Origin of the sequence: Williamsia sp. D3, from assembly GCF_000506245.1 — a bacterium.
In the GTDB taxonomy this organism is placed as follows: domain Bacteria; phylum Actinomycetota; class Actinomycetes; order Mycobacteriales; family Mycobacteriaceae; genus Williamsia; species Williamsia muralis.
In genome coordinates this window covers 35,653-46,526 of sequence record NZ_AYTE01000050.1, presented here as the reverse complement: position 1 = coordinate 46,526, position 10,874 = coordinate 35,653, and the positions used below count along the sequence as shown (strand labels likewise).

Here is a 10,874-nt window from a genome sequence, read left to right as displayed (position 1 = left end):
CTCGTGGGTTTGGGGTGGGCCCTGGTGCAGCGGAATTGGCGTTGTCGTTATGGGGAGTTGGATGTGATCGCGATTGATGGTGATGCGTTGGTGGTGGTGGAGGTCAAGACGCGGACCGGGTCGTTGTACGGCGATGTGGCGGAGGCGGTGACGGTGGCCAAGTATCAGCGGATGCGCCGGTTGGCGGGGGTGTGGCTGCGTGAGCAGGGGCGGCGTTGGCCGGTGGTGCGTTTTGATGTGGTTGCCGTGCAACTTGATTCGAAGGATTCGGTGTCGATTTCACATTTGCGTGGGGTGTTCTGAGGTGAAGTTGGGGCGGGTGCGGTCGGTGGCGATCAATGGTGTCGAGGGTGTGGTGGTGGAGATCGAGGCGTCGATCGGGCAGGGTCTGCCGGGTGTGCATCTGGTGGGGCTGGGGGATGCGGCGTTGAAGGAGGCAAAAGATCGTGTGCGTGCGGCGATCACCAACACTGCTGCGGCGAGTAAGGGGGCTGACGGGGACGAGGGCGCTGTTGCGAAGTGGCCGGAGGGTCGTATCACGTTGGCGTTGTCGCCTGCGACGTTGCCCAAGTCGGGGTCGATGTACGACTTGGCGTTGGCTTTGGCGGTGCTGGCGGCGGGGAATGATTATGCGCCTGCGTATTTGGAGAAGTCTGTGTTTCTGGGTGAGTTGGCGCTCGACGGGCGGGTTCGGCCGGTGCGTGGGGTGTTGCCTGCGGTGGTGGCGGCCCGGCAGGCGGGTTTCACTCATGCGGTGGTGCCGTTGGGCAATGTTGCCGAGGCGGGGTTGGTCTCGGGGATCGAGGTGGGTGGGGCGAGTCATCTGCGGGAGGTGCTTGCTTGGCTCAAGGGAACGTTTTGTGCTGGACACGGTGGGTCCGCGGGAGCCGGTCCGGTCGGTGGTGGCGGGGCCGGATCTGTGTGATGTGGTGGGTCAGGATGAGGCGCGGTATGCGATGGAGGTTGCTGCTGCGGGGGCGCATCATCTGTTGTTGACGGGGCCGCCGGGGATCGGGAAGACGATGCTGGCGCGGCGGTTGCCGGGGATCTTGCCGCCGTTGAACGAGGCCGAGGCGTTGGAGGTCACGGCGATTCATTCGATTGCCGGTGGGTTGCCGGCCGATCACCCGTTGATTCGTGATGCGCCGTTCATCGCTCCGCATCACTCGACGACGGTGACTGCGATGATCGGCGGTGGTACGGGGATGGCAAAACCCGGTGCGGTGTCACGGGCGCACCGCGGCGTCCTGTTCCTCGACGAGTGCGCGGAGCTCGGTGTCAAGGTGCTCGAGACATTGCGAACTCCGTTGGAGGACGGTGAGGTTCGAGTGGCGCGCCGAGACGGGGTCGCTCGATTTCCTGCCCGCTTCCAACTGATCCTGGCGGCCAACCCGTGCCCGTGCGCTCCGGCGAACGATGTGGACTGTGTGTGCTCGCCCACTGCCCGTCGTCGCTATCTCGGCAAGCTGTCGGGGCCACTCATGGATCGGGTCGATATCCGGGTTCGGATGGATCCTCCCGGGACAGCGGCGCTGGCGGGCGGACTCGCGGAATCGAGTGCTGTTGTGCGCGAACGTGTGATGGCGGCACGGGCCGCTGCTCGCGAGCGCTGGCTCGCCCACGGGTGGCAGACGAATGCGGAGGTGCCGGGGTCGGTGCTGCGGCGCGGTGACTTTCGCCTGCCGGGTTCGGTGGTCAGGCCGATCGAACTGTTCCTTCGAGACGGGCGGGTGACGGCACGAGGAGCCGACCGGGCTCTTCGCCTGGCTTGGACGCTTGCCGATCTCTCCGGAGACGACCAGCCGACCGAAAACCATGTGGCGCAGGCATTGATGTTCCGCGATCGCGGATACAACTGAGGGGACAACATGCTCGACGACAACACACGACTCGACTGGGCATACCTCGCCGGTGTGGCCGAGCCACCGAACGCCGCTCTGCACAAGCTGATTGCGGAGGTGGGCGTGACCGAGGCGGCGCGCGCGGTGTCGCGGCAGTCGGTGCCGCACGGCCACGAAGAGGTATTGCGGGCGACGGCGGCTCGCCACCAGGTCAACACCGCCGAGGAAGACCTGTCCGCGATCGCCCGTCTCGGTGGCAGGCTGGTGACACCCGCTGACGACGAATGGCCCGGATGGCAGCTTCTCGCGCTGGGCCGAGCGGACACCGCGGCCAAAGGCGGTGAACCCTTGGCGCTGTGGGCCCGTGGGCCGGCAAGGCTCGACGGCGCCGTCGACCGCTCGGTGGCGTTGGTCGGTTCCCGGGCGGCGTCAGGCTATGGCGAGCACGTCACGTCGTCACTCACCGGCGGTCTCGTCGGCGAAGGGTGGTCGGTGATCTCCGGAGGTGCCTACGGCATCGATGGTGTGGCGCACCGGTGTGCGTTGGCCGCGGACGGGACCACGGTGGCCGTGCTCGCATGCGGACTCGACCGTGACTACCCGGCCGGTCACGCAAGGTTGATCGCCGAGATAGCTCGCACCGGAGTGGTGGTCAGCGAATACCGCCCGGGCACATCGGCAGCCAAGCATCGCTTCTTGACCCGGAACCGTCTGGTGGCGGCACTGTCGCGGGCGGTCGTCGTGGTGGAGGCAGGCGGGCGCAGCGGCGCGGCCAACACAGCCGCGTGGACTCGGAAGCTGGGGCTACCTCTCGGTGCGGTGCCAGGACCGGTCACATCGGCGACTTCCATCGGATGCCACCGGATGATTGCCGACGGTGTGGCGCAACTGGTGACCAGTTCAGACGACATCATCAGGCTGGCCGAGCCCAACGGTGTGACGGGTTCGGAAGCCCGCGCGTCGTCAGTGCGACCGACCGACGGCCTCGACGAGACCCAGCAACGAACCTACGACGCAGTGCCTGCGCGCGGATCACTGACCATCGGCGAGATCGCTTTCGCCAGTGGACTCGACGTCCGCCAGGTGCGCTCCGCGCTGGCCATCCTGGAAACGCGAGGTTTGCTGAGCACCAACGGATCCGGGTGGAGACTGGCCGGATCGCGGTGAGTACCTCAGGGCCGCCGGGGAACCCCGGTGACGGTTCGTAGGAGCAGATCGGCGACCGCGGTCGGTAGAGCTCCCACCACTGTCGCCTGAACCTTGTTCGCAGCGCCGACGACATAGCGCGCCCGCGGCCGCCGCGCCGTCAAGGCCGATTCGATGGTGGCGGCGACAGTGTCCGCAGGTACCGCCACCTTTTGCGAAAGGGGAATCGACTTGCGGTATCCGGCAATGTGTTTGGCGTAGAGAGCACGGTGTTCGCGCGACATGTCACTCACCAGGTCTTCGAGAGTGGATTCGGCGCTGCGCCAGATGTCGGTGTCGGTCTGGCCTGGTTCGATCAGCACGACGGGAATCTTCCACGGCCGCACTTCCATTCGAAGCGCGTCCGCCATGCCTTCGAGAGCGAACTTCGACGCGTTGTAGGCACCCGTCATCGGGGTGGCGATCCGGCCGCTGACCGACGACACGAACAGCACTCGTCCACGGGAGGCCCGGAGCCGGGGCAGCAACGCGCGGGTGACGGCATGCTGACCGATGACGTTGACATCGAGTTGGTGTCGGAGCTGTTCGGGTGAGACGGCTTCCACCGGACCGCCGGCGACGATGCCGGCATTGTTGACAACCGCGTCCAGCTCGGCAGGCAACACGCGGTCCAGGTCTGCCACGTGGTCGGCGTCGGTGATGTCGAGGACGACGGGTGTGATCAGTCCGGGTGCCAGCGCGCGTAACTCGGCGCCGGCGGCGTCGTCACGCACTCCTGCGAACACGTTCCAGCCCGCATTCGCGAGGCGCTGCGTGGTCGCGCGTCCGATACCGCGGGAGGCGCCGGTGATCAATATGGTGGGCATGGCAGCGACGGTATATCGGATCGGCGAACTTAGGGTCACCTACCTTTCCGGTACCGTGGGTTCGAATGCGATGAGAGGAACCAACGCGTGGCCAAGAAGCTCAACACCATGACGGTGCAACGGACCGAACAACTCACCCCTCACATGGTGAGGGTGTATATCGGCGGTCCCGGGTTCGACGAGTTCACGCCGGTGGACGACACCGACATGTACGTCAAGATCCTGTTCCCGCCCGAGGGAGTCCGGTATCCCGAACCGTTCGACCTCGAGCGGATCCGGGAGGAGTTCGAGCCAGGTCAACAACCGATCCTGCGGACGTACACGGTGCGAAGGGTCGACACGGTGGCCCGCGAAGTGGCGATCGATTTCGTGGTTCACGGCACCGAAGGGCTCGCGGGGCCATGGGCGGCATCCACACAGCCAGGAGATGTGGTGCGGTTCTTGGGCCCTGGCAGTGGATACCGCCCCAGAACCGACGTCGACTGGCATCTGCTCGCTTCCGATGAAGCGGGATTGCCGGCGCTTGCCGCAGCCCTGGAATCGATGCCCGATGGCGCGGTCGTGAAGGCCTTCATCGAGGTCGCCGGGCCGGACGATCACGTCGACATCGCAGCCCCCGACACCGCGGAGATCACCTGGTTGCACCGGGGTGGCTCGTCGGATGAGGTGGGGGACGACAAAGCCGGCGCCAACGCTCCCATCGTCGCGGCCGTCAAACAGGCAGACTGGCTGCCGGGCACGGTTCAGGTCTTCATCCACGGCGAAGCAGAGGCGGTCATGCACAATCTGCGCGCCTATGTCAGGAAAGAGCGCGGCGTCCCGGCATCGCACGCTTCCATTTCGGGGTACTGGCGTCGTGGACGGACAGAAGAGGGTTTCCGGCAATGGAAAGCCGAACTCAAAAAGAACGAAGAGGCCGCCGGCAGCGCAGTCTGACCCGTTGATGCCCGCGCACGGGTTCGATCAGGACACAAAAGCTGCACGGCCGGGTGTGGCGTCTTGCAGTAGAGGTCCGAGATCGCTTGGCTGAGTCGGTGAGTGCCGCGATCATCGACGAGTACGAGAGCTATCTGCGCCTCGAATGCGGGCACAGTGACCACACCGTGCGCGCCTACCTCGGTGACATCCGGTCGCTGATCAGTTTCGCGGGTGCCCGCGGCATCGCACCGACGGCAATCGATCTGGGTCTGCTGCGTGCCTGGCTCGCGGCACACAGCAAGGCGGGGGCAGCCCGGACCACCATCGCGCGCCAGGCTTCGTCGGCAAAACGCTTCACGGCCTGGGCAACCCGCGAGGGCATCCTCGCCGCAGATCCGAGCACCCGACTCCAGGCCCCCCGGGCTCATCGCACCCTTCCGGGGGTGTTGAGCGCAGAGCAGGCGGAAGCGGCGATGCAACCGCGCGCGCCGACGATCCACAGAACCCGTCCGACCCGGCTGACCCTATCGGCCAGCGGAACCGACTGATCGTCGAATTGTTGTACGCCACAGGCATTCGGGTGGGGGAGCTGTGCGGCCTGGACATCGGGGACGTCGACACGGGACGCAACGTCGTCAGGGTCATCGGTAAGGGCAACAAGGAACGGACGGTGCCGTTCGGCGCCCCCGCAGCCGCCGCGTTGGACACGTGGTTGAGATCAGGGCGGCCGGCGCTGGCGAAACCCAAGGCGGCCAACGCGTTGCTTGTCGGGGCCAAGGGCGGACGACTTGATCAGCGGATGGCCCGCACGGTGGTCCACCAGATACTGCGGAGCCTGCCCGACACCCCTGACCTCGGCCCTCACGGATTGCGCCACAGTGCGGCGACCCACCTCCTCGAAGGAGGCGCCGACCTTCGCGTGGTGCAGGAACTGCTGGGCCACGCGAGCCTTGCGACAACGCAGCTGTACACCCACGTCAGCGTCGAACGCCTTCGTAAGGTCCACGATCAGGCGCACCCCAGGGCTTGAGGGCCGCCCGCCTCACGCGTCGCCCGTCTCGAGGGGCTTCAGGCGCACCCGCACAACGCCGAGCAAGGCCAGCGGATCGAGGTATGTCGCCGACGCTCCGGCTCCGCGGCGCGCTCCCCAATGCAGGCACGGGCGCGCGCAGCCCTCATGGCCGGGCTCGAGCACACCGATCGGCGAGCCGCGGGCCACCGGCATACCGGCGCGCACCGAGGACTTCACCGGTTCATACGTGGTCAACAAACCGTCCGGGTGCCGAATCGACACCACCGGCTTTCCTGCGACGGGACCCGCGAAATGCACCACCCCGTCGCCTGCCGAATGGACGGTGGCGCCTGCCGCCGCGGCAAGGTCGACACCGCGGTGACCGGGCAGCCAGCGTTGCGTGGGCGGCTCGAAGGTGCGTAGCACTTGTGGGGTCGGAATCAGCGGCCAGGTGAACCCGCGCGACGGAGCCGAGGCGGGTGCGGCGCGTGCTGTCGGCTGCGACTGCAGCGCGAGCAGTGGTACGGCGGCCACGATCACGCCCAACAGCGCTGCCGCACGGCACAGTGCCCACCAGAAAGCCATGGATCCGAGCCTGCTGGATCTGTCAGCCGATCGCGCGATGACCTGCGAAGATGTGCATGAAACCTCCTTCTGTCCACAACGCTCGCCGAGGCCTTGACATCGGGCCCGCTCCGGTACGGCAAGCGATTTCGTGTCGGGCCCTCACGCGCGTAGACTCATGTGGCGCTCTCGCTGCGGCGGGAGTGACTTCGCGCGTCTGCAGTCGGCCAGCGTCATGCCGGCCGAGACAGCGTGTGGGCAGTCCTCGTCGGTGATCGTTCTTCACCGGGGGTTCCACACGTGCCAGGCGCCAGGGCCGACGACCAACCGGGCGCCGGCATGAACTGCAATGAAAGTGAATTATGGCTGTCGTAACCATGAAGCAGCTGCTGGACAGCGGCGCTCATTTCGGGCATCAGACCCGTCGTTGGAATCCGAAGATGAAGCGATTCATCTTCACCGATCGCAACGGCATCTACATCATCGACCTGCAGCAGACGCTGACGTACATCGACAAGGCGTACGAGTTCGTCAAGGAGACGGTTGCCCACGGTGGCACCATCCTCTTCGTCGGAACCAAGAAGCAGGCTCAGGAATCCATCGCCTCCGAATCGCTGCGCGTGGGCATGCCCTACGTGAACCAGCGTTGGCTCGGCGGCATGCTCACCAACTTCTCCACCGTGCACAAGCGCCTCCAGCGCCTCAAGGAACTCGAGGCCATGGAGCAGACCGGCGGTTTCGAAGGTCGCACCAAGAAGGAAATCCTCATGCTCACGCGTGAGATGACCAAGCTGGATCGCACCCTCGGTGGTATCCGGGACATGTCGAAGGTCCCTTCGGCGATCTGGGTTGTCGACACCAACAAGGAGCACCTCGCGGTCTCCGAGGCTCGCAAGCTGAACATCCCGGTGATCGCCATCCTCGACACGAACTGTGATCCGGACCTCGTCGACTACCCGATCCCGGGTAATGATGACGCCATCCGCAGCGCCGCACTCCTCACCCGCGTCGTCGCTTCGGCGGTTGCCGAGGGCCTGCAGGCTCGCGCCGGTCAGAGTGCCGATGCCGACGCCAAGCCCGAAGGTGGCGCCACCGAGCCGCTGGCCGAATGGGAGCAGGAACTGCTCACCCAGGCGACCACACCGGCCGCAGGCACCGAGGAAGCTGCCCCGGCGCAGGCCGAAACCCCCGCGCAGGCCTGATCCCTCCGGCTTTCGCATCACCCCGACACAATCGACAGGAGGCTCGCCCACCCATGGCGAATTACACCGCCGCTGACGTCAAGCGGCTCCGTGACCTCACCGGCGCGGGCATGCTCGACTGCAAGAACGCGCTGGCCAACAACGACGGCGATTTCGACAAGGCCGTCGAAGAACTGCGGATCAAGGGCGCCAAGGACGTCGGCAAGCGTGCCGAGCGGTCCACCGCCGAAGGTCTGATCGCCGCCAAAGACGGTGCGATGATCGAGATCAACTCCGAGACGGACTTCGTGGCCAAGAACGACGAGTTCCAGGCGCTGGCCGCTCAGGTTCTCGACGCTGCTGTCGCCGCCAAGACGTCCGACGTGGAGGCCCTCAAGGCCACCAGCGTCGGCGACAAGACGGTCGACGAGCTGATCCAGGAGCTCTCCGCCAAGATCGGCGAGAAGCTGGTCTTGAACCGGGTCTCGTACCACGAGGGCAATGTGGCGTCCTACCTGCACAAGCGAGCTTCGGATCTCCCGCCTGCCGTCGGCGTCCTGGTGGAGTACACCGGCGACACCCCCGAGGCTGCGGAAGCCGCTCGTGGAGCAGCCATGCAGGTTGCTGCGTTGCGCGCCAAGTACGCCTCGCGCGACGAGGTGCCCGAGGACGTGGTCGCTTCCGAGCGTCGCATCGCCGAGCAGACCGCTCGCGAGGAGGGCAAGCCCGAACAGGCACTGCCCAAGATCGTCGAAGGCCGGCTCAACGGATTCTTCAAGGACGTCGTGCTGGTCGACCAGCCGTCGGTCCAGGAATCCAAGAAGACGGTCAAGGCCGTCCTCGACGAGGCGGGGGCGCAGGTTGTGTCCTTCACTCGTTTCGAGGTCGGACAGGCCTGAGTTTTCATGAGAGAACCCCGTGCGAATCAATCGATTCGCCGGGGTTCTTTTGTGCTCGTTTAGGATTGGGCCGGACCCGGGACGCATCCCGGACCCGCCGGCACCAGTAGCCCGCCGCGCCCACAATCGCTCCATGGAGGAACGCCACATGACCGACGACGCCACCGCTCAACGCGCCGGGTTCAAACGGGTTGTCCTGAAGCTGGGCGGCGAGATGTTCGGCGGCGGCAAGGTCGGTCTCGACCCCGACGTCGTGTCCACCGTCGCCGACCAGATCGCCGAGGTGGTCGACACCGGTGTCCAGGTGGCCGTGGTGATCGGCGGCGGAAACTTCTTCCGTGGCGCCGAACTACAGCAGCGGGGTCTCGAGCGCGCCCGGTCCGACTACATGGGCATGCTCGGCACCGTTATGAATTGCCTTGCGCTACAGGACTTCCTGGAGAAGCGCGGCGTCGTCACCCGAGTGCAGACAGCCATCACGATGGGTCAGGTCGCCGAACCGTACATTCCGTTGCGTGCCCAGCGGCACCTGGAGAAAGGCCGTGTCGTCATCTTCGGTGCAGGCATGGGAATGCCGTACTTCTCCACGGACACCACCGCTGCCCAACGCGCCCTCGAGATCAAGGCCGAGGTGGTTCTCATGGCCAAGGGCGTCGACGGCGTGTACTCCGCCGATCCCAGGATCGACCCGGACGCCACCCTGTACCGCGAGATCACTCACCGTGAGGTGCTCGAACAGGGCCTCAAGGTCGCCGACGCCACCGCATTCAGTCTCTGTATGGACAACCAGATGCCCATCCTGGTCTTCAACCTGCTCGAGCAGGGCAACATCGCCCGTGCGGTCGCAGGTGAGAAGATCGGAACACTGGTCAGCACCTGACCCGCGACTCGGCCCGCCCGTCGTTGCGGAGACGGACCGGCCGCGGCACCACCACCACACGACAACGGAGGACACCATGATCGACGACGCGCTGCTCGACGCCGAGGAAAAAATGGAGAAGGCCGTCATTGTGGCCCGCGACGACATGGGTTCGGTCCGAACCGGCCGGGCGAACCCGGCGATGTTCAACCGCGTCACCATCGACTACTACGGTGCGCCCACCCCGATCACACAGGTGTCGTCCATCAACACCCCGGAACCGCGCATGGTGGTGATCAAGCCGTACGAGCAGTCCTCACTGGGCCTGATCGAAACCGCTATCCGCAACTCCGATCTCGGCGTCAACCCGACCAACGACGGCAACATCATTCGAGTCGCGATTCCCCAGCTGACCGAAGAACGACGCCGTGAACTGGTCAAACAGGTCAAATCCAAGGGTGAGGACGCCAAGGTGTCCATCCGTAACGTGCGTCGCAAAGCGGTCGATGAACTCAAACGCATCCAAAAAGACGGCGAAGCCGGTGAGGATGAGGTGACCCGGGCCGAAAAGGATCTGGACAAGACCACCTCGACGTACGTCGCGCAGGTCGACGAATTGGTCAAACACAAGGAAAGCGAACTGCTCGAGGTCTAGTCATCCGATGACGACTTCACGCAGTTCCAGGGGAGCAGGGCAGAAGGTGACCGACACAGATCGGCCGCAGGACACACCAGGACCGCAGCCCAAGGGCTCCACCTCGCGGGCCGGGCGGAACCTCCCGGCCGCAATCGGGGTCGGAGGCGCTCTGGGTGTGTCGCTGATCCTGATCCTCACCTTCGTCCCCGAGGTCTGGTTCCCGGTCGTGGCGGTGGCCATCGCGGTCGCCAGCTGGGAGGTCACCAAACGATTCCGAGATGCCGGAATCAAGGTCGCGCTGATCCCGATCCTCGTGGGAGGACAGGCGATCATCTGGGTGAGCTGGCCCTGGGGGATCACCGGATCAGTGGTGGCCTTCGCCGCGACGGTCCTGGTCTCGATGATCTGGAAACTGCTCTCGCAGGGATTGCAGGCGGCGCCTCAGAACTACCTCCAGGACCTCGCCGGCACCACGTTGGTGCTCGCCTGGCTGCCGTTGATGGGCGCCTTCGGCGCCTCGATGGTGCTTGAAGAGCACGGTGCGGCGAGAGTCTTCACGCTGATGATCGTCGTCGCCTGTTCCGATATCGGCGGCTATATCGCGGGAGTCACCTTCGGACGGCACGCCATGGTTCCCGCGATCAGCCCGAAGAAGTCGTGGGAGGGCATGGCCGGATCCATGCTGTTCGGCATCGTCGGCGCAGTACTCACCGTCACCTACCTCGTCGACTCCCACTGGTGGATCGGACTGATCCTCGGGCCGGTACTGGTCGTGTGCGCCACACTCGGCGATCTCGTGGAGTCACAGGTCAAGCGTGATCTCGGTATCAAGGACATGGGCACGCTGCTGCCAGGACACGGCGGGATCATGGACCGACTCGACTCGGTGCTGCCGTCGGCCTTCGTGGTGTGGGCCGTGCTGGGCGCGCTGCTCTGATCGCTCACCCTCCG

At 65.6% G+C, this 10,874-nt stretch carries 10 protein-coding genes and 2 pseudogenes; 10 read left to right on the top strand and 2 right to left on the bottom strand.

Annotated elements, in window-relative coordinates; translation table 11 throughout:
- The 3 genes and pseudogenes from W823_RS56135 to dprA form a co-directional block, all read left to right on the top strand.
- Positions 1–303, top strand: a 303-nt coding sequence (locus W823_RS56135; RefSeq protein WP_023963972.1) for a YraN family protein, incomplete at its 5' end; no start/stop codon positions are given.
- A 1-nt stretch (position 304) separates the two neighbouring features.
- A pseudogene (locus W823_RS56130) lies at positions 305–1,859 on the top strand (YifB family Mg chelatase-like AAA ATPase).
- Between the two features lie 9 nt (positions 1,860–1,868).
- A complete protein-coding gene (gene dprA / locus W823_RS56125; RefSeq protein WP_023963963.1) occupies positions 1,869–3,008 on the top strand; it encodes a DNA-processing protein DprA in 1,140 nt (379 codons plus the stop codon).
- Between the two features lie 5 nt (positions 3,009–3,013).
- On the opposite strand, the gene W823_RS56120 is transcribed toward dprA, so the two are convergent.
- Positions 3,014–3,853: an SDR family oxidoreductase gene (locus W823_RS56120; RefSeq protein ID WP_023963961.1), complete on the bottom strand. Its 840-nt coding sequence runs from the start codon at positions 3,851–3,853 to the stop codon at positions 3,014–3,016.
- An 87-nt stretch (positions 3,854–3,940) separates the two neighbouring features.
- On the opposite strand from W823_RS56120, the gene W823_RS56115 reads away from it, so the two are divergent.
- Both W823_RS56115 and W823_RS59410 read left to right on the top strand, forming a co-directional pair.
- Entirely contained in the window at positions 3,941–4,789 is an 849-nt protein-coding gene (locus tag W823_RS56115; protein WP_023963959.1) for a siderophore-interacting protein, read from the top strand.
- A gap of 98 nt (positions 4,790–4,887) precedes the next feature.
- A pseudogene (locus W823_RS59410) lies at positions 4,888–5,801 on the top strand (tyrosine recombinase XerC).
- Between the two features lie 12 nt (positions 5,802–5,813).
- On the opposite strand, the gene W823_RS56105 reads toward W823_RS59410, so the two are convergent.
- Entirely contained in the window at positions 5,814–6,368 is a 555-nt protein-coding gene (locus tag W823_RS56105; RefSeq protein WP_023963957.1) for a M23 family metallopeptidase, read from the bottom strand.
- 341 nt (positions 6,369–6,709) lie between these two features.
- Here W823_RS56105 and rpsB point away from each other — a divergent pair, with 341 nt between their 5' ends.
- From rpsB to W823_RS56080, 5 genes are all read left to right on the top strand, one after another.
- Positions 6,710–7,549, top strand: coding sequence for a 30S ribosomal protein S2 (rpsB, locus tag W823_RS56100; RefSeq protein ID WP_030163598.1), 840 nt, complete (start codon positions 6,710–6,712; stop codon positions 7,547–7,549).
- Between the two features lie 53 nt (positions 7,550–7,602).
- A complete protein-coding gene (gene tsf, locus W823_RS56095; protein ID WP_023963953.1) occupies positions 7,603–8,427 on the top strand; it encodes a translation elongation factor Ts in 825 nt (274 codons plus the stop codon).
- Positions 8,428–8,575: 148 nt separating this feature from the next.
- Positions 8,576–9,307, top strand: a complete 732-nt coding sequence (pyrH, locus tag W823_RS56090; RefSeq protein ID WP_023963951.1) for a UMP kinase — start codon at positions 8,576–8,578, stop codon at positions 9,305–9,307.
- 76 nt (positions 9,308–9,383) lie between these two features.
- Positions 9,384–9,941 (top strand): ribosome recycling factor, encoded by a 558-nt coding sequence (gene frr, locus W823_RS56085; RefSeq protein ID WP_023963949.1) that lies wholly within the window; start codon positions 9,384–9,386, stop codon positions 9,939–9,941.
- Between the two features lie 7 nt (positions 9,942–9,948).
- Positions 9,949–10,860: a phosphatidate cytidylyltransferase gene (locus W823_RS56080; RefSeq protein ID WP_031333742.1), complete on the top strand. Its 912-nt coding sequence runs from the start codon at positions 9,949–9,951 to the stop codon at positions 10,858–10,860.
- Positions 10,861–10,874: the final 14 nt, after the last annotated feature.

What these genes read in the sequence shown, in the direction of transcription:
- W823_RS56080 (WP_031333742.1), top strand. Translation starts at nt 9,949, where the DNA reads ATGACGACTTCACGCAGTTCCAGGGGAGCAGGGCAGAAGGTGACCGAC.
- tsf (WP_023963953.1), top strand. Translation starts at nt 7,603, where the DNA reads ATGGCGAATTACACCGCCGCTGACGTCAAGCGGCTCCGTGACCTCACC.
- frr (WP_023963949.1), top strand. Translation starts at nt 9,384, where the DNA reads ATGATCGACGACGCGCTGCTCGACGCCGAGGAAAAAATGGAGAAGGCC.
- dprA (WP_023963963.1), top strand. Translation starts at nt 1,869, where the DNA reads ATGCTCGACGACAACACACGACTCGACTGGGCATACCTCGCCGGTGTG.
- W823_RS56120 (WP_023963961.1), bottom strand. Translation starts at nt 3,853, where the DNA reads ATGCCCACCATATTGATCACCGGCGCCTCCCGCGGTATCGGACGCGCG.
- rpsB (WP_030163598.1), top strand. Translation starts at nt 6,710, where the DNA reads ATGGCTGTCGTAACCATGAAGCAGCTGCTGGACAGCGGCGCTCATTTC.
- pyrH (WP_023963951.1), top strand. Translation starts at nt 8,576, where the DNA reads ATGACCGACGACGCCACCGCTCAACGCGCCGGGTTCAAACGGGTTGTC.
- W823_RS56105 (WP_023963957.1), bottom strand. Translation starts at nt 6,368, where the DNA reads ATGGCTTTCTGGTGGGCACTGTGCCGTGCGGCAGCGCTGTTGGGCGTG.